Below are 18,557 nucleotides of genomic sequence, written 5' to 3'. Positions count from 1 at the left end.
CTTGGCTTGACAATCCGTCATTTAAAAAACCTGCCTTCCTGTGTACCTCCATCAGGAGTGCAGGTACCACATCTGTTTTAGCCATGTGTAAATTACTATTCTATTCATTTAGGCTCTTATTGGTAGTCTGTGCCTAAAGACTATTTGTAGAGTAAATATGTACCTTAAGTAATGGAAGAGTTTGTTTCACCCTTTTACGCTTGTGTGTTACATTATAGTTAAGTAACGTCGGAACAAAAATTAGAATTCGAATTTACGTTCACCATTTTTTCATAGTCCTTTATTCCGAACTAAATCAAAGTCCATATCTTCCCGACATGTATTCCATAACAGTTCGTCTGTAAGAAAACTTAATGCATCCATGTTGCGCAATCGTTCAACCAACTCAGTAATCACATCTATGTCTTCACGTTGTACATGCCTTGCAAGAGTGATGCCACCTGTATCGCCGTCCACATATAGATGGGAATGATGTCTTTCCTTTTTTACATGTCGAAGGGTAAGCACACTATTGTCGATCATCATGACGTAACGGTCCTTGATCAGATAGCCCTCGAAAAGCTCATACATATGCGGAAGATCGCAGGGACCAAGAATGAGACTTACTTTTTCAAAATTACTTTTGTTCATTAGAATTAACTCCCTTCACATCTTTTATATTGTCCTCTATGAAAGGTTGTTGAGTTCGGTTCCTAATACATGAGCCTTTCAAGTACAACCTTTGTAGTTATTTTATATCTTTTAAGGATAAACTTCAATAGTTAATATTATTGTATCTAAATTTTTTAATGAGGTGTATGTATGGGAATTACTTTCAAACTTGAAGAATTGCTTCGAGAAATCGGGATTACTAAAAACGCTCTTGCTCGTGAGGCTAAAATCAGACCCAATACGATCTATGAAATGTGTAACAATACATCCAAGAGGATTGAATTCAAAACGTTTAATACAGTGATGGAAACGCTGATTCGTCTTTCTGGTCGTCCGTTAACCCTGCACGATGTTCTCGAATATTTACCTGAAGATGAATTAGAGTAACACTAATTCATCCATAGAATAATCCGCTGCACTTTATATCTCTGCCTTTGGCAGGGATATTTTTAAGTTATTTAGAATAATTATTGTAACAATTTCAAATATTTTACTCATAAAAAAGCCTGGAATGTCTAAATTCCAGGCCTTGACCTATTCTATACCATTTATCACACCAGCGGCTCCGTAACTACAGAACCGCCGAGCTTTTCTACAATCAAACGGCTTTCCTCGTTCAGTCCCCGCAGGGTAATCAATTTACCGGATTTCGTGTACTTTTGCAGCACCTTCCCAATGGCGGTTACCGCAGAATGATCCCAAATATGCGATTGGCTGAAATCGACCACCACGCGTTTCGGATCATCCGAAGGTTCAAAATGATCGACAAAATGAGTCGTCGAAGCGAAAAACATCGGACCGCTAACATGGTACACCTTTTCATCGTCGTCCTCTGTCGCGCTGATGCGGATTTTAGCCATTTTCCAGCCAAAATGCAGGGCACTCAGCAGCACACCCACGATAACTCCCTTGGACAAATCATGCGTAGCCACCACAATGACGACCGTTGTAACCATGATAAATGTGTCCGCTTTGGGAACCCTGGCGATATTTCGGAGCGAATTCCAGTCCACTGTCCCGATACACACCATAAACATAACTCCCACCAGTGCGCCCATCGGTACTTCCTTCACAACCCCGCCGAGCACCAACAGCAGAAAGGCCAGAAACACCCCTGCCGTGAAGGTGGACAAACGCCCTCTACCTCCCGAGCTAACATTAATAACGGATTGCCCGATCATGGCACAGCCACCCATACCGCCGAAAAAACCATTGACAAAGTTGGCAAGCCCTTGCCCACGGGCCTCCCGGTTTTTATTGCTTTTTGTTTCGGTCATTTCATCCAAAATACTGGCTGTTAGCAGTGATTCTAGCAGTCCCACCAGCGCCATCGTAAAGGAATACGGCAGCAATATCCACAAGGTATGCAACGACCACTCAATCTGCGGCATATGGAATGAAGGCAGTGAGCTAGTCAGCGTACCGATATCGCCTACGGTTTTAACATTTAACCCAAACGTATACGTGATGATCGTCATGATAATGATTGCCGTCAATGGAGCGGGAATGCTTTTCACAAACTTCGGCAAAATATACACAATGAGCAGCGTACCCGCCACCATCGCGTACATGATCCAATTGGCTCCGTGAAAGTGGGTGAGCTGCGCCATAAAGACGAGGATCGCCAGCGCATTCACAAACCCGGTCATGACCGGCTGCGAAATAAAGCTCATAAAGCGCCCTATTTTCAAAACACCCAGCAGCACCTGAATAATACCTGCCAAAATAGTAGCCGCAAACAGATATTCCACGCCATGATCCTTCACCAAGCCCACCACCAGTACCGCTACAGCGCCAGTTGCTGCCGAGATCATCGCCGGACGTCCGCCTGCAAAAGAAATGACAATTGCCATCGAAATGGAGGCGTACAATCCGACCATCGGATTGACACCGGCAATGATCGAGAAGGCAATCGCCTCCGGGATCAGCGCCAGCGCCACGGTCATACCTGCAAGTATATCAGCCCGGATATTACCGAACCATTGTTGTCTAAGATTCATACAGTCTCGTTCCAGCCTCCTATATTAACGGAGAACAGCGTGTTGACCCGCAGCCCGGTAGTCGTTCCGGGCCTCCGTCCAGCGGCCAATCGCATAGGCTCTCCTATGATTCGGCTCGTTTCTCTCACACGAACCCGTCCGTTACATTCAGTCCATCATTATAACGTAAGGGGTTCGCAGAAACGAGTCAGGTAAGAGGCTGTTTGGAAAAAGAAAACAGGCGTTTCCTTGGAATATCGCTGTTTCCTTCGTTTGATTCGTTTTCTTATATTTAAAATTTTCGCAATTCCTGTACAAGCTCCATTAGGGAGTCACAGATATCCGCTTCGGAGCTATGCAGGAGCATGCTCTCAAAGTCAGGTAATGCACGCTTCAATAAACGGTAGCTATAATCGTAATAGCTCCAAAAGGCCACCGGATCATAGCCTCGCGCTTCTTCCTCTTCCCACTCCAGTTCATCTTCTTCAGGATCGGTGTCTTCTGGCCACAGATATTTTTCATCCAACAGCATGGCCAGGGATTCAACAGACTTCTGTGAATCAGCTTGTGCATTTTGCATATCCAATGCCTCAATAACTGCATGATAACACTCTAATTCCTCTAGCGTGATATCATTCACTTTTCTCGCATGTATATTTCTTAATAAGAAAAGCAAAGCCCACGGCGTAACCTGCCACAATGTGCCCTGATGCTCAATCAGATTAGCAATGTCATCATATTTTCCGTCCGACATCAATTGCGGCAGCTCGGTCCCCCTGCCATATGGAGTCGTCAGACGGTGCCACGGCACATCGGTGATTTGGAAACTATGAATGGGGATGGTGTTGATCTCATGAGTATCCATGGCTCATCCTTTCCGATGGGTATCTAAAATCTTCCCGATTTAAAAATAGAATACAGTAAAAAGGCAACCATTAAGAGAGCGACGACAAAGCCAATCTCAATCGCAGGTACATTCCACAGCATGTTCGCCTGATGATTCAGTGATGAACCGATAATCAGACCGACCATAATAATGCAGAACGCCAGCAGTACAATGCTGAACGACAGGCGATTGCTGATTTGATCCAGCCTGCGTAGGAGCATTTCCAGCTCCGGCACGGTGACCTCCAGCTTGAGCTTGCCTTTGCTGATAATCGAAGCCAGATGCCTTGCCTGCCCTGGAAGCTCCATCAGCGTCTCGACTAGCTCGGTCGCACCGCCCAGCAGCTTGCCCCGGATACGACGGCCGCTAAAGCGCTCCTTTAACAGCTTGTTGCCAAAAGGCTCCGCCAGAGCAAGAATGCTAAGATCAGGGTCGAGATGCTCAACGACCCCTTCCAGCGTCAGCAGCGACTTACCGAGCAGCAAGACGTCTGAAGGCAGGCCGATCCGGTGCCGCTGTGCTGCGCCGAACAGGTCGTTCAGGGCATTCCCGATGCTGACCTGCGAGAACGGAACGTCCGAGTAATCTTCGCGCATCTTATCCAGATCGGCACGCAGCGCGTTCATATCCGTATCTGGCTCAACTAGCCCCAGCCGTTCGATAGCCCGAACCATGGCATCGGTATTTTTGCGCATCAGCGCGATAATAAGCGAGGACAGATGATTCTTCATCTCTTCACTCAACCGCCCGGTCATGCCGAAGTCCAAATAAGCGAGACTGCCATTTTTAAGGACAAGCAAATTTCCCGGATGAGGATCGGCGTGAAAAAAACCTTCAATAAAGATTTGATGCAGCATACTGTTTACCAGCCGCTGCGCCAGATCCTTCAAATCATATCCACGACGTAATAGCTCTTCGCGATTGCCCAGATGAGTACCATCCAAAAACTCCATGGTTAATACACGTGAGGAGGTATGGTCCCAATATATTTTCGGAATATGGATATGCGAGTCCTGCTCGAACTGGAGCGAGATTTTCTCCGTATTGCGGGCTTCATGGTTGTAATCCAGTTCCTGAATGAGCGATCTGCCCAGCTCCTCCATCATCTGGCTAAGCTGATAGCGTTCCACCCATTCCCAGCGTTTGACCGCCATTGCAGTCAGTTCCCTCAAAATATCCAGATCCCGCCGAATGATGCGGTTCACGCCAGGGCGTTGGATTTTAATGGCGACCAGTTCTCCACTGTGCAGCTTCCCCAGATGCACCTGACCAATGGAAGCAGCAGCCAGCGGAACATCGTCAAAACGGGCCATGATATCCTCCAATGACGTGTCCAGCTCCTGTTCCAAAATGCCACGTGCGGTTTCAGCAGAAAATGGCGGCACCTGATCCTGAAGCTTGACCAGCTCACGGATAATCGGCTCCGGCAACAGGTCTGCGCGCGTGCTTGCCAACTGCCCAAGCTTAATAAACGCAGGCCCAAGATCCTCCAGCACCAGCCGAATCCGTTCGCCCAGCGTTTTGGACTCTGGCGTTTCTCTCATCAGCCACTTACGGGGCAGCGATAATAGCTGGAACAGGCCTATTTCCTCCACCATATAGCCAAAGCCATGACGCGCCAGCGCCATGGCAATTTCCCGGTAACGACCGGCGTGCTTTATACGAACCGCCATTTTAATCCAGTCGGTTCCCTTCTTCAGCATCGCTCGAACCCGTAAGCGCGGCCTTCTCTTTTTCCAGCTCCGCTACCTTTTTTTCCAGGGATGCCACACGTTGCTCCAAACTTGCGACATCAGTTTCGGTAGGTACATCCAGCTCCTGCAAAATGCGGCTAACCTGCTCGCGGATCACCGTTTTGAACTGTCCCTGTTCCTCTGCGCCCCGTTCGATCAGACGATCAACCAGCGCTTTGGATTCCGAGGGTGCAAGTTCTCCCCGGTTCACAAGATCCTCGACGGCTTTTTCCACCTTTTCTTTGCTGACAATGGTGAGGCCCCATCCCAAAGAGATGGCTTTTTTGAACAAATCGCTCATGATATATCCTCCCCTACCTGTGATTTCCTATAGTATAACCCGAAAAGGGGAACCGCATAAAGTCCGCAGCTCCCCTTCCCTAGTTAGAAGACATCAGTTATACTAGCCCGGCAAGCGTCCGGCCCACTTGGCAGCCTGAAGAATCAGCTTACGATACCCTTCATGCTGGAAGCTTGGCTGATTGTGTCCAGGCATCAAATAGACAACCCGACCCAAGCCATAGGACAACGACCATGCTGCTGGGCACCATTGGCCCTCGTATTCGTATTCCATCAACAGTGTTTTTTCAGTAAACGGATCAAAATCAAACCGATACGGCTCCTCCTCGATCTCAAACGGTTCAATCCCTTCCATAATCGGGTGGTCCGGCTCCGTCACCTTGAAGGACAACTGGCCCGCAGCAGGATGCCGCAAAAAACGCGCCCCCATGAGCTGTGCAATTTCATATCGGCCTTGCAACGTAATTCCGTTGTGCAGCACGAGCAGTCCACCCCCGCCACTGACGTAGGACAGCAACCCTGCTGTTTGCTGGGGAGACAGAACCTCCTTGCGGCTATCGCAGTATGAGATGCATAAATCAAATGAGGCCAGGTTTTCCTTGAGCAGCATTTTACGATTCTCGCTGCATTGTACTGTCATCCAATCCTGTAAAATATGGCTAATCTCTCCGTCCACCCCTTGTAGCGGGTGAAACTCCGGATACGTATAATCTCCTAACAACAATGCTTTTCTTCTTTCCATGATGAATCCTCCTTGCCTAATCTGTACATAAGGACTTTAAAGACGATGTCCCGTATCATTTGTTCTTATTTGTGTCGTCTCTGGGCTCAAAAAATTCAAACTAGCCCTCACCCGTTGCGCATAACACCGCCATCATAGCCCGAGCTATGGGATATATAAATAATTCTACAGGCGAGCTATTAAATCCTTTAGCAGAGGATTATAGCATATATATTCGATTGGAATAAACATGTTCAAAAATTTATATGCGTGAACACTGGCGAATTCATCGGTTTATGGTATACTCGTAAGAAAAAAAGCGTGTTCATGTGTTTTCTAAAAAAGGCTGAATCGCTTTTTAGTAAGAAGTTTATGCTTGCGGTTATAGAATTATTAAGCTCTCTTAAAACTTATACATTCTATGAATCTTAAAAACCGGGGAGGTTGCATGAATGAAGAGGACTGGAATGACCCGGCCTTTGGACAGCTTGGGACGAATTGTGCTTCCTAAAGAGTTGCGCATGACGATGGAGATTGACATCGGCGATCCATTAGAGTTTTTTATTGAAGACCAGACACTCATGCTCCGTAAGTACAAATCAACCAATTGCATATTTTGCGGTGCGGTTGATACGAACACTTATTTTAAAGACCAGTTTATTTGCGACGAATGTACAGCAGCGATGAAAACGGAAGATTTGCTTCCGGTCACGGTGGCAGAAACCAACTTGAATCCAATCAAGCAAAATATGCATATGAAAAAGATTTATCAACGTACAGATGTTATTCTGGAAAAAATGAAAGAGCTTATGGAAGAACACCCAGCATCCTCACAAAAACAACTCGCTTCTATGCTAGGCGTGAGTCAGGGAAGGATTTCCCAGTTGAAGAAGCTCATGTGAGCAAACCACTAAAAAAGTAATGAATACGCTTCCATGTTATGTAAGGTTGATTCTTTCCTAAGTTTAAAAAAGTCGGACCCTTGTCAGCAAGGGACCCGGCTTTTTTGGCATACACACGAAGTTGTTCTTTTATCCTGTTAGGAACTACAGTTGCAATGGTTGCCAGATGGCGGATTACTGACCGTATGCCCTGCACTTTTCTACCCAGCGTGCTGCCGCCTTGGGAAGAGAGGCAAGGTGAATATGCGTGTAAGCTGCCAACAGGTTACCCTTCGCATAGCCTTCGCTCTGGAGCCCGCGCATCCCCTTGGTTTGATAGGCATAAGGGTACGGGGAGGCCGATTCATCATAGGCCATCACAGAATAATGAAACTCATGGCCCCGAATGTTCTCACCGGCTTCCAGCAGCAAGCAATCCTGTAATGCAGTTGCTTCCCGATATCCGAGTGCGGCCCGCTTTTCCTGCATTCGCACATCGGACGGGATCACTCCCGCCATGCCATGCACGGCACCGGAACGATCTGTAAGTGTACGTGCCAGCACCATGTAACCACCGCATTCGGCGAATACAGGCATATCCCGGCTCACCGCGTTGCGGATATCTTCCAAGAAGCCCGTATTTGCAGCGATATCTGCGGCAAACTCCTCAGGGAAGCCGCCGCCCAGGTATAGGCCGCTTGCCTGCTCAGGTACGCGTTCTCCCGCCAGCGGACTGAAAAAAGAAAGTTCAGCTCCCGACTGACGCAGCAAATCCAAATTTTCCGGGTAGTAAAAATTGAACGCCGCATCTCTGGCAACGGCAATGACTGGACGTGCCCCGGCGTCGGCTTGCGTCTCCGACGAAAGCCGACCCGGGGCAAATAGCGGCTGCACTGGCAAAGACAACGGCGGAGCCGAGTCCGCCAGTGCCCGCAGCGCGTCCAAATCCGTGCCTGCGCGGATCAGCTCCGCTGCCCGCTGAAAGAGCGGCTCCAGTTCGCCGCGCTCGACAGCCGGGACCAAGCCCAGATGACGCTCGGGAATATCCAGCCCGTCGTCGCGTTGGAGCCAGCCGAGCACAGGGATGCCGCACTCCTGCTCAATCGCCTTTTTGACGATGCCGTAATGCCCTTGGCTTCCGCAGCGGTTCACGATCACACCCGCAATGCGCAGCTTCGGCTCCAGACGCTGGAAACCTAGTACAATAGCGGCCGCGCTTCGTGCCATACTACGTACGTCAACGACCAGCAGCACAGGACTATCCGTCAGCATAGCGATTTCGGCGGTCGACCCGGTGTTGCTGAGCGGGTCCTTGCCGTCATAAAGCCCCATGACGCCTTCAATCACGGAAATATCCGCACCTTCGGAGGCACGGATAAAGGTTTCACGCACCGTATCCGGCGAGGTCATCCATGAATCGAGATTACGTGAAGGCGTTCCGGTCGCGGCGGTGTGATAGGTCGGATCAATATAATCCGGCCCGCACTTAAAACCCTGCACTCGCAAGCCGCCGTCGGCAAAAGCCTTCATCAGCCCGAGGGTGACGGTCGTTTTGCCCGCGCCACTGCCCGTTCCAGCCACGACGATACGGCTTCTCCGCGCGCCAGCGGCCGGATCGGTCCGCACATCCTGCTTATTGCGGTCAGTCATAAGCTACCCGTGCTACGGAAATGGTCATATTACCGCTTTTTTTCTTCTCCAGCAGCCAATGATCTGCACCGGAGGACAAGAGCGCTGAAGGCTCGCTGACACCGTACGCTCCTGTGTACTTGAAGACCGTTTCCGATGGATTGGGAAGCTGCACGGTGTTTAGCTCTGACGGGGTGTACGTCACCAGCTCCCAGCCGTATTTGGCGCAAAGGGCAAGCAAGCCCTCTTCATCCTTTTTCAGATCAATGGTCGCAATATTGCGCACGCTTTTCACAGACAAGCGAAGCTCATTCAAGCTGTCCAGCACGCCAGCCTCCAGCTCCTCCACAGCAGTACCCCGATTACAGCCGATGCCGAGCACCAGACTTTTCGGACGATATAGCACGCCATTAGCCAGAAACCGTTCCTCTTCCTCCGGCTCCAGCAGACGGTCGCTAACGACCAATGCCGCATTGAACGGCTCTTGTGACGCTTTTGCCATCGAAGCATATACCTTGATATGGGCAGGCACAGGCTTGTCATAACGCCACCAGTTCCGTTCGCCTGTCTCTTGCACGAGCGCCACAGGCTCCTCATTCACAACAGCCGCACTCACCGGAGTTGCCTTGTCGAAGCTGTCGACTACCCAACCTAATTCCCGACCGAACATGTCCACCGGAATCGTGCCCTGCACATCCGATGCGGTCGTAATCACCGGGCGCGCGCCGAGTACCGAAGCCACATGACGGGTCAGTTCATTGGCTCCGCCCAAATGCCCCGACAGTACGCTAATGACATGCTCCCCGCGATCATCAATGACGACAACCGCCGGGTCTACCTTTTTATCCACTAGAATCGGCGCAATCATACGAACGACCGCACCGAGAGAAATAAATAAAATAATACCGTTATATTGTTTAAATAAATCCGGCAAAATCAGCTTAACCGAGCCTTCGAACAATTGAATACCGTGCTCCTGCTCGTCGCCCCGCTCAAACTTGGACATGTAATACACATCCGTTCCCGGAAAACTGGCTCCTAAATGACGGACCATCTCCACTCCATGCTTCGTGATCGCCACAGCGGCAAATGGATTACTCACCAGGCTTCACTCCCTTGCGGTAGCCGTGGGTGAACGACTTATCATACAACTTGGAACGATGCGCGTCCTTGTCCACCAGCCCCGGATCGAGCGCCCAACCTGCCAAAATCATCGCATGCATCGTGATTCCCGCTGCGCGCAGATCGGCAGGCAATTGAGCGAGCGTTGTGCGCACAATCTTTTGGTCTGGCCAGGTTGCACGTTGTACAACCGCTACAGGTGTGTCCTCGCTCCAGCCAGCCGCCAGAAACTCGACAACGACCTTCTTCGCCAACGTTGCACTAAGGAACAACGCCACTGTACAGTGATGGGATGCCAAGTCGCGCAGCTTTTCCCGATCCGGTACAGGTGTGCGTCCCTCCGCACGCGTCAGAATGACCGTCTGTGTCAGGTCAGGCACAGTCAGCTCTGCGCCAAGCACGGCAGCAGAAGCGAAGACCGAGCTAACACCGGGCACGATTTCATAAGCGACTCCGCGCTGCTTCAGCAATACCATCTGCTCCAAAATGGCACCGTACACTGCCGGGTCCCCCGTATGTACACGAGCTACACTGCGTCCAGCCTGCACAGCCTCGCTCATAATTTCGACCTGCCGCTCCAGATCCATGCCCGAGCTTTGCAGCACCTGCGCCTCCGGCTTGGCCGTGGCAATCAGTTCGTCGTTCACAAGTGAATCCGTGTACAATACAACATCTGCTGTACGTAAAATCCGGGAGCCCTTGACGGTAATCAGCTCGGGATCGCCGGGCCCCGCTCCTACAATATATACTTTCGGCTCCAAACTCATTTGCTCACCACCATCAGACTCAGATATTCAAGCTCCTGTCCGCGCAGCTCGCGCGCGTTACGCCATACCATTTCATAAGGAGAAGTGACCTTGGTAATAACAGACGCCCGATCCCCCAGATTCAGTTCATCCAGCACATCCAAAATCAGATCCAGCACCTTGGCAACCTTGATGAACACGATCGTATCGTGATTTTCAATCGCCCGCTTCATCGCTTCCTTATCATGGGTAGCCGGAATAATACCGACCTGCTGATCTCCGTCTGCCAAAGGCAACTCCAGTGCCGCCGCTGCTCCCAACACAGAGGAAATGCCCGGAATAGATACAATCGGCACCTCGGGATGAAGCTCCTTCATGAGACGCGCCAAGTGAATAAAGGTACTGTACAGATTCGGGTCCCCCTCGGTGACAAAGGCTACATCCTTGCCTTGACTCAGAGCCTCCCAGCAGGCAACCACCGTTTTGTTCCACTCCCGTTCCAGTACAACCGGGTCCTTGGTCATCGGGAAAATGAGCCCCAGCATCTCTTTTTCCTCTGGGTTTACGTACAGCTCCACGATTTCATGGGCATACGATTTGCCTCCCCGACGTTTCTTCGGATAAGCCACAACTGCGCATTCTTGAAGCATACGATACGCCTTGACCGTAATCAGCTCGGGATCACCCGGCCCCACGCCTACGCCGTAAAGTGTTCCTGTTGCCGCCGTATTCATGCTGTCTCTCCCCCTCTTGATCTACCAAATTACTCCCCTGCTACCTCGTCAGCCGCTTCCACCGACGGCCGCCCCGTAATGACATATATCGGATTCAGTCCGTCAAAACGCGTCATATTCAAAATCGGCTTGCTACGCGCTGTTTGCAGTAACGTCACCGAGGTTTCCAGCCCCGCTTCTTGCATCGCCTTCATGCCGTCATGCAGCGTCTCAATCGTTGCGGCATTCACTACAATTCGTCCATCCGTACGCAGACGGGAAGCGCACAGCCGAATCAGCTCCGCCAGTTCCCCCCCGCTCCCGCCGATAAACACCGCATCCGGGTCTGGCAGCTCTTCCAGTCCGGCAGGCGCTTTGGCGTGAATGACCGGAAAATCGGTGCGGAATTTGATCTTGTTCGCTTCCACATTGGTGAGATCGCCTTCATTCTTCTCAATGGCAAACACTTGCCCGTACTTCGCCAGCCGCGCACACTCCACAGCTACAGAACCAGAGCCTGCGCCAATGTCCCATACGATGCTTCGCTCTGTCAGACGCAGCTCGGACAGGCTGAATACACGCACTTCGCGCTTCGTAATCAGCCCTTTTTCCGGCTTGCGCTGGTGAAATTCCGCGTCCTCAAAGCCAAACCCCCGACGAATCGCAGGTACGTCCGCACCTTTACGGCGGCGCAAAATAACCACGTTCAGTGGTTGGAACTCTCCCCGCGCCATCTCTTCCAGCGTATAATGCCGATACGTCTCATCCGGTCCGCCCAAATGCTCGCCGACAAAGGCATCGTATTCTGTCATGCCGTAATGCAGCAGATAGGCAGCGACTGCGACGGGATGATTCCGGTCGTCCGTCAGCAGCGCGACCTTGTTCTGTCCGTCGATCCGCTGCGCCAGTCCGGTCATCGGACGGCCGTGTACGCTTTCCAGCACCGCATCCTGCCAGCTCTCGCCCAGACGTGCAAATGCCAGCTGAACCGAGCTGAGATGCGGCAAAATATCCAGATGCTCAGCCCCCAGCTTGGCGGATAAATACCCTGCGATGCCAAAAAAAAGCGGATCGCCTGACGCAAGCACGACAATATCCTTGTCCTCACGCAAACGTCCCAATTCTTCCACTACGGCGGAAAAGCCGCTCTTTAATGTTCGTTTTTCCCCTGTGGCTTCCTTGAAAAAGGCCAGTTGCCGCTCTCCGCCAACCAGCACGTCCGCACGCTCGATTCGCTCCAGCGTCTCCTGCGACAGACCTGCCGCTCCATTTTCACCAATACCAATGACACGGATCACTCTACTCACCGACTCTCGCCCTCCCCAGCACATTCCCTTTCATCGTTACCAGTACCATTTCTACGACGATTCCACCACCTGCATGCTCCAAGCAATGCTGACAACCATAGGTGCACAGCTTTTCAAAAAAACTCAGCGCATTCGCCTCGGTCATCATATCCGCCACCTGTGTAGCTGTATTTGCCTCGGCCACCGCCGCTGCAAGCGACTCGTCCACACCCGCTTCACGCGCGACCTCGGCCAAAAAGCCAAAATCCACCGGGGCGCTCTTGGAATGAACCATCATGACACCTTGAGCGACCTTCGACAGCTTGCCGGGCATGCCGACGAGAATAATTTTCTTCATTCCCAGCCGTTTTCCATGCTTGATCGCAAAGCCGACAAAATCGCCCATCTGAATAAAGGCTTCTTCCGTGAGCTGATCATACATTTGCATGGCATATTTTTCACTACTGCCGCCTGTGGTCAGGACAATTTCCTTGCAATCCATGGCTTGCGCAACCGATATGGCCTGCACGACACTGGCTTTATAAGCTGATGTGGAAAATGGAACCACTACACCTCGCGTACCCAGTATGGAAATACCGCCAAGAATACCAAGTCGCCCATTCAGCGTCTTCTTGGCGATTTCTTCACCGTCCGGCACGCTGATGACGACACGGACACCTTTAGCCGATCCATGCTCCTCAAGCACGCCTGTGACAGCCTCGGTAATCATCCGGCGCGGCACAGGATTAATCGCTGCTTCCCCGACAGGCACAGGCAGGCCGGGCTTCGTCACCCGCCCCACACCGATGCCGCCATCGAGTTCAATGCCCGACTCCTCCCGCCAACTGACGGACGCGATAATTCTCGCCTGATGCGTCGCATCCGGGTCATCGCCGCCGTCCTTGATCGTCGTGCAGGAAGCCTCGTCCGCGTTCAGCACAGGCTCGATCAGCTCAAACGCATGATCGAATCCCGCTGGCAGCGATATCACCGCTTCCTTCGACGGAATGCCCGTGATGAGCAGTTGCACTGCTCCCTTGGCAACCGCAGCCGCACAGGCTCCAGTCGTAAAGCCTGACCGCATCGGCTTGTCCGGCGCGGGAGCTTCACCGCTTTTCATCCTTTTGGGCCTGTCGGCGGACGCCGCTTCCTTTTTCATGCCAATTCCTCCTTAACCTCTCATGCTGATCATGCTCCAATTCATTTCATGATACAGCAAACGGACAGCCGCATCTAGCGGACAGCCATTAAGGAGATTGCATTCAATGCCGCCACGACGATGGTACTGCCGCCCTTGCGCCCAATGTTCGTAATGAACGGAATATCCAGCTTGCGCAGCTCGTCCTTCGATTCTGCCGCCGATACGAAGCCGACTGGCATCCCGATAATCAGGCCGGGCTTGGCCGCTCCTTCTTTTACCAGACGAATCAGCTCCAGCAGCGCTGTCGGCGCATTACCAATCGCATAGATACCGCCTTCACCTGCCTGAATCGCTTTGCGCATCGAAATGATGGCGCGTGTCGTATTCAGTCTTTTTGCTTCCTCCATCACGTCCGGGTCGGAAATGTAGACATGCACATCTCCGCCAAACTGACGGATACGATCCTTGCTCAGACCCGCCTGAATCATTTGCACGTCCGCAACGACCTGCTGCCCTGCGCGAATGGCCGCAACTCCAGCTTCAATCGCTTTCGGATGAAATACCATGCTACGACCCAGCTCAAAATCAGCAGACGCGTGAATCACACGTTGTACGACTGGATATTGCGCTTCTGTAAAAGGATGCTCTCCCAGCTCCTCGGTGATCATTTCGAAGCTTTTGCCCTCAATCTCCTGCGGCTGCACCGTCAGCGGTTTGAAATCTGTTTTAAAATCCATCGTCTCGACCACTCCTTTATAGAAAATTAGTTTATATACGTACTTTAAGATGACTATATTTTAAATACACGCCAGAAATCGTTGTGCATTCATTGGATTGACCGGATCGACCGGATTCACAGGGGCATGACTCAACTCAAATGGAAGCTTTCTCTTCTGCTGTACGCAGTGCGTCGATCACTCCGTTGAAATGATCAAATACGGTACCAAATTCCACTTCTGGTCTGGAAATCAAAATCACATGAATGCCCAGCTCCAGCGCAGATTGAACCTTTTCATCCACCGCTCCCGTGCGTCCGCTTTCCTTGGTCACCATCACCGTCGTGCTGAAGTGCTTGTACAATGCTTCGTTCATCTCGCGGGAAAAAGGTCCCTGCATGGCAATAATATTTTTTTGCTCCATGCCTAGCTCGCCGCATTTCTCCATATTGTCCAGACGTGGGAGCATTCGAGCAACCAAACGAATCTCCGGGTCTTCGAGCAAATGCTTGGTGAACGTGCCGAGCGTCTTGCTGCCTGTTGTAAGCATTACTGAGCCTTTGAGCTGCTTCGCTTCCAATGCGGCTTCCTCATAGGAGGGTACGATATGAAGCAGGGGATGATTGTCATACACCAGCCCTGCCCGCTCGTAGCGAACATAAGGAACCCCAGACTCGCGGGCGGCTGTCATGGCATTCGCATGAGCTTCTTCTGCAAAAGGATGACTGGCATCCACGATGGCCTGCACTCCCTGTTCCCGAACCACCGCTGCCATTTCATCGGCTGTCATTCGACCTGTACGTACGTCCAAACCCACTTCGGACAGGCTGTTTGCCGCGCTTTCTGTTACGACGGAGGCCAATACCCTGAAGCCGTTGTCACGGATTTGCAGCGCCAGTTCCCGAGCATCGCTCGTTCCGCATAGCATAAAAATCATGAGCCACTCACCTGCCCGCTGCCTGAAATCCCGCTTCCGCTCGCAACAGACGGCGCATGTGTAGGATCGTGGTGGTGTTCATGATCATGGTCATCATGGCTGTGCGCATGTACATGCTCGTGCTTGTGGTCATGGTCGTGATCATGCGAGTGATCCTCATGATGATGCTCGTGTCCATGTGCATGGTGGTCATGGTCGTGATGATCATGATGATCGTGGTCATGTCCGTGATCGTGATCATGGTCGTGGTGATGATGGTGATGCTCCTGCGCCTCCAGACGGAACTGGCAGTTATCGCAATTGGCCATAACCTTGCCGACTAAACCTTCATTGGCACGCTCCAGCACCAGCTCGACCAATTGAGGATGGAACCCAATATATCCGCCCATTTCCACGTGTAATTCAGGATGAGACTCCGCAAATTCCTCTGTCATTTCTCGGATACGCTTAATCAGCACACCTGTGAATAGAAAGTATGGAAGCACGATGATTTTTTTGGCACCTAGACGTAGACAACGCTCCAAGCCATCTGGAAATGAGGGTTGTGTCACACCGATAAAGCTGCTCTCCACCCACGTATACGGGAGTTTCTCCCACAGCATACGGGTAATTTTGAAAAAGTCGCTGTTCGCATCCGGATCGCTGCTTCCGCGTCCCAGCACTAGCACAGCCGTTTCTTCATCCGTCACCTCGGCAGAAGCCTCCACAGCGCTATCCATACCGGCTGGAACCGCAACCGGACGGGCCTCTTTCAAGCGGCTTTGCAGAATGCTGACGATTTTTTCGTGAACGCCAATCGGACGTCCGTATACAAATTCCACCTGCGGATATTTCGCCTTTGCCCGGTCAATCGCCATCGGAATATCAATTTTGGCATGTCCCGCTGCGAACAAAATAATCGGAACAAGCACAACACGCGTCGCCCCTTGCTCCACACACGCCTGCACACCCTCAGCAATGCTGGGCCGTGTCAGCTCCAAAAAACAGGTTTCCACACTCATATCCGGCACCCGATCTGCCACCGCCTGTGCAAATTCCAGCAGCTCCCGGTTCCCCTCCGGGTCCCGACTTCCATGTCCAACCAACAATATTGCATTCACTACTGTATTTTCCTCCTCATCAAAATAGGGATAACCTGCAAGACGCCCTATTTTATCTATATGCTTACATCCATAAAAACAGGCTTTCTAGCCCATTAATCACCACAGACGGCATTCACTTCCACTATTGCAGGCGCATCTTCATGCCGAAAACCCGCTACAACACCTACACGTTTGAAAAATTTATGAAAACGCTCGTTTGGATGCCCTTTTTCCTTATATTCAGCGATGACATTCTCAACGATATCCGTAATCTGATCTCCCGGAATGCCCTCCGCTACAGGTTGAGCGGCATGAGCGTTGCGACCAAATTTTTTGCCGCCAAGAAACAGATCGTATCCTCCCTTGCGGTATACGATTCCGATATCCTCCAGCACTGCCCCATAGCAGGCCATACCACAGCCGTTCAAGGCAATGCTCGTTTCCTTGGGTGCCTGCAATCCGCCCAGTACAACCTGTAGATGCTCTGCCACAGGCACAGCGTCATCCTTCTCCATATTGCAGAAGTCGCACGCCTTCACCTTAAACACATCGCCAATCGGCATCACGATGAATCGTTCATCACGCAGCCGCCCTACCAGCTCCTCCGGATCTGCGCATGGCACGCGCAGCACGATCTGGTGATCCGGCGTATACTCCAGCTCGCCTTCATCACCCGCTACCTCCGCGAGCAGCGCCATCTGGCGAGCGGTGAACTTTTTGTTTCCCACGCCGGGGGAAACGCCCACCTCAAACAGCGCAGGCTTGCCAAAGCTGCCTGTCGCTGTCCCGGCCGTAGCCACTGCTCCGGCCACGGCTGCCGTTCCGGTGGCGCTCACGACGGGCGCTTGCCCGCTCCAGCGTGCGCTCGCTTCGCCCGGCAGCTTGCCGCCCGCAGCGAGGCGGCTCAGCGCCTCCGCTGCCAGCGCTGCCGGGGCTGCACCGGCTTGCGCCGCAGACGGCGCGGCCTGCACGGCAGCCACCACTTGCGGGCGTGCCTGCGTGGCAACCGCAGCAGCACCGCTCGCGGAAGGAGCGGGCGCGGTCCCGCCAGCTCCCGCAGGGGCTGGTACTGCGGGAGCTGCGCCTGCCTGCGACGCATTCAACGCGCGATCCTCTTGCGCGCCCAGCGACCACGGCTCCGCTTCCGTGCGGAGCCGCTGATGCGGCTTGAGCGCCTGCTCGGTCGCACCCAGCGTATACTTGCGCTGATACCCGCGTGGCGTCACGATCAGACCGTCATACACCATCGTCGAGGAATTGCCTATAATGACAGTCGTCAGCATGCCAATGTCATGGTTCAGCATGTCCTCCAGCGTCGTCACTATTACTTGCTGACGGTCACGGTAAGCACTCTTGACCAGCCCAACCGGAGTCTGCGGATCACGGTAACGCAGCAAGATGGACTGCGTCTCAACAATCTGGCGTGTACGTCGGCCACTCCGCGGATTGTACAATGCAATGACAAAATCCGCCGAAGCTGCCGCCTCTACACGCTTCACAATCGTTTCCCAAGGGGTCAAATGGTCACTCAGACTGATCGTGCACGCATCATGCATGACGGGCGCACCCAGCAGCGAAGCACAGGACTGAATCGCCGATATCCCCGGCACGACTTCTACCTCAACCCCGTCCTCACGGCGCCAGCCCTTTTGCATCAGCACTTCGTACACCAGCCCCGCCATACCATATACGCCTGCGTCTCCACTGGAAATGACGGCTACCTTCTTACCCATCTCCGCCTGTCGAACCGCCTCCTGCGCACGGCTCACTTCCTCCGTCATGCCTGTGCGTACAATCTCCTGTCCATTCAACAACGGACGGATCAGATCCACATAGGTGTTGTAGCCAATAATGACCTCACTCTCGGCCAACGCGTCCAGCGCCCGTTTGGTGATATGTTCCATATCCCCCGGTCCGAATCCAATCACGAGCAATTTTCCTAATGGGCTCATCGTTATCCTCCCTCTTAAATCTATGCCATGTTTTCCATACTTCTATCTATTTCACTTGTATATGGACATCCTGTAACTCAAA

The 18,557-nt window shown here is 52.1% G+C and carries 19 protein-coding genes; 2 read left to right on the top strand and 17 right to left on the bottom strand.

Features of this window, described 5'->3' with window-relative positions:
* Positions 1 to 270: 270 nt before the first annotated feature.
* The gene (locus tag ACIFQM_RS18515) at positions 271 to 630 is read right to left on the bottom strand and encodes a hypothetical protein (RefSeq protein ID WP_430038753.1); all 360 of its coding nucleotides are present in this window, start codon (positions 628 to 630) and stop codon (positions 271 to 273) included.
* Positions 631 to 801: 171 nt separating this feature from the next.
* Here ACIFQM_RS18515 and ACIFQM_RS18510 point away from each other — a divergent pair, with 171 nt between their 5' ends.
* Positions 802 to 1,038 (top strand): helix-turn-helix domain-containing protein, encoded by a 237-nt coding sequence (locus ACIFQM_RS18510; RefSeq protein ID WP_430038755.1) that lies wholly within the window; start codon positions 802 to 804, stop codon positions 1,036 to 1,038.
* A gap of 164 nt (positions 1,039 to 1,202) precedes the next feature.
* Here the strand turns inward: ACIFQM_RS18510 and ACIFQM_RS18505 are convergent, their stop codons facing one another.
* The 6 genes from ACIFQM_RS18505 to ACIFQM_RS18480 all read right to left on the bottom strand — a co-directional run bounded on the left by ACIFQM_RS18505 (position 1,203) and on the right by ACIFQM_RS18480 (position 6,291).
* On the bottom strand, positions 1,203 to 2,651 hold the full coding sequence (locus tag ACIFQM_RS18505; protein WP_430038757.1) for a SulP family inorganic anion transporter: 1,449 nt from the start codon (positions 2,649 to 2,651) through the stop codon (positions 1,203 to 1,205).
* Complete coding sequence (locus tag ACIFQM_RS18500; protein ID WP_430065952.1) at positions 2,648 to 2,779, bottom strand: hypothetical protein; 132 nt, start codon at positions 2,777 to 2,779, stop codon at positions 2,648 to 2,650. Before ACIFQM_RS18500 ends, ACIFQM_RS18505 begins: the two co-directional genes overlap by 4 nt.
* A gap of 143 nt (positions 2,780 to 2,922) precedes the next feature.
* Complete coding sequence (locus ACIFQM_RS18495) at positions 2,923 to 3,495, bottom strand: hypothetical protein (protein ID WP_430038761.1); 573 nt, start codon at positions 3,493 to 3,495, stop codon at positions 2,923 to 2,925.
* A gap of 23 nt (positions 3,496 to 3,518) precedes the next feature.
* Positions 3,519 to 5,189, bottom strand: a complete 1,671-nt coding sequence (locus ACIFQM_RS18490) for an ABC1 kinase family protein (protein ID WP_430039056.1) — start codon at positions 5,187 to 5,189, stop codon at positions 3,519 to 3,521.
* A gap of 1 nt (position 5,190) precedes the next feature.
* Positions 5,191 to 5,550 (bottom strand): phasin family protein, encoded by a 360-nt coding sequence (locus ACIFQM_RS18485; protein ID WP_430038763.1) that lies wholly within the window; start codon positions 5,548 to 5,550, stop codon positions 5,191 to 5,193.
* Between the two features lie 102 nt (positions 5,551 to 5,652).
* Positions 5,653 to 6,291, bottom strand: a complete 639-nt coding sequence (locus tag ACIFQM_RS18480) for a ThuA domain-containing protein (RefSeq protein WP_137060635.1) — start codon at positions 6,289 to 6,291, stop codon at positions 5,653 to 5,655.
* Positions 6,292 to 6,722: 431 nt separating this feature from the next.
* Here ACIFQM_RS18480 and ACIFQM_RS18475 point away from each other — a divergent pair, with 431 nt between their 5' ends.
* A complete protein-coding gene (locus tag ACIFQM_RS18475; RefSeq protein ID WP_430038765.1) occupies positions 6,723 to 7,172 on the top strand; it encodes an AbrB/MazE/SpoVT family DNA-binding domain-containing protein in 450 nt (149 codons plus the stop codon).
* A 174-nt stretch (positions 7,173 to 7,346) separates the two neighbouring features.
* Here ACIFQM_RS18475 and ACIFQM_RS18470 read toward each other — a convergent pair whose 3' ends face one another.
* The 10 genes from ACIFQM_RS18470 to cobJ form a co-directional block, all read right to left on the bottom strand.
* Positions 7,347 to 8,801 carry a cobyrinate a,c-diamide synthase gene (locus ACIFQM_RS18470; protein ID WP_430038767.1) on the bottom strand — a complete coding sequence of 485 codons (1,455 nt, stop codon included), beginning with the start codon at positions 8,799 to 8,801 and terminating at the stop codon, positions 7,347 to 7,349.
* On the bottom strand, positions 8,794 to 9,882 hold the full coding sequence (locus ACIFQM_RS18465) for a cobalt-precorrin 5A hydrolase (protein ID WP_430065950.1): 1,089 nt from the start codon (positions 9,880 to 9,882) through the stop codon (positions 8,794 to 8,796). The genes ACIFQM_RS18470 and ACIFQM_RS18465 overlap by 8 nt, the downstream gene beginning before the upstream one ends.
* Positions 9,875 to 10,669 carry a precorrin-4 C(11)-methyltransferase gene (gene cobM, locus ACIFQM_RS18460; RefSeq protein WP_134912100.1) on the bottom strand — a complete coding sequence of 265 codons (795 nt, stop codon included), beginning with the start codon at positions 10,667 to 10,669 and terminating at the stop codon, positions 9,875 to 9,877. The genes ACIFQM_RS18465 and cobM overlap by 8 nt, the downstream gene beginning before the upstream one ends.
* Positions 10,666 to 11,382, bottom strand: a complete 717-nt coding sequence (cobI, locus tag ACIFQM_RS18455) for a precorrin-2 C(20)-methyltransferase (RefSeq protein WP_430038771.1) — start codon at positions 11,380 to 11,382, stop codon at positions 10,666 to 10,668. The genes cobM and cobI overlap by 4 nt, the downstream gene beginning before the upstream one ends.
* A 29-nt stretch (positions 11,383 to 11,411) precedes the next feature.
* Positions 11,412 to 12,668, bottom strand: coding sequence for a precorrin-6y C5,15-methyltransferase (decarboxylating) subunit CbiE (gene cbiE / locus ACIFQM_RS18450; RefSeq protein ID WP_430038773.1), 1,257 nt, complete (start codon positions 12,666 to 12,668; stop codon positions 11,412 to 11,414).
* Positions 12,661 to 13,806: a cobalt-precorrin-5B (C(1))-methyltransferase gene (locus ACIFQM_RS18445; RefSeq protein ID WP_430038775.1), complete on the bottom strand. Its 1,146-nt coding sequence runs from the start codon at positions 13,804 to 13,806 to the stop codon at positions 12,661 to 12,663. The genes cbiE and ACIFQM_RS18445 overlap by 8 nt, the downstream gene beginning before the upstream one ends.
* 74 nt (positions 13,807 to 13,880) lie before the next feature.
* On the bottom strand, positions 13,881 to 14,525 hold the full coding sequence (locus ACIFQM_RS18440; RefSeq protein ID WP_014278561.1) for a precorrin-8X methylmutase: 645 nt from the start codon (positions 14,523 to 14,525) through the stop codon (positions 13,881 to 13,883).
* A gap of 136 nt (positions 14,526 to 14,661) precedes the next feature.
* Complete coding sequence (gene cobK / locus ACIFQM_RS18435; protein ID WP_430038777.1) at positions 14,662 to 15,441, bottom strand: precorrin-6A reductase; 780 nt, start codon at positions 15,439 to 15,441, stop codon at positions 14,662 to 14,664.
* On the bottom strand, positions 15,438 to 16,541 hold the full coding sequence (locus tag ACIFQM_RS18430; protein WP_430038779.1) for a sirohydrochlorin chelatase: 1,104 nt from the start codon (positions 16,539 to 16,541) through the stop codon (positions 15,438 to 15,440). Before ACIFQM_RS18430 ends, cobK begins: the two co-directional genes overlap by 4 nt.
* A 95-nt stretch (positions 16,542 to 16,636) precedes the next feature.
* Entirely contained in the window at positions 16,637 to 18,475 is a 1,839-nt protein-coding gene (cobJ, locus tag ACIFQM_RS18425) for a precorrin-3B C(17)-methyltransferase (RefSeq protein WP_430038781.1), read from the bottom strand.
* Positions 18,476 to 18,557 lie beyond the last annotated feature (82 nt).

The organism is Paenibacillus sp. NRS-1782 (genome assembly GCF_050467685.1).
GTDB lineage: Bacteria > Bacillota > Bacilli > Paenibacillales > Paenibacillaceae > Paenibacillus > Paenibacillus terrae_A.
Note: the sequence above shows the minus strand (reverse complement) of the source record. Positions and strands in the feature narration are given on the sequence as shown.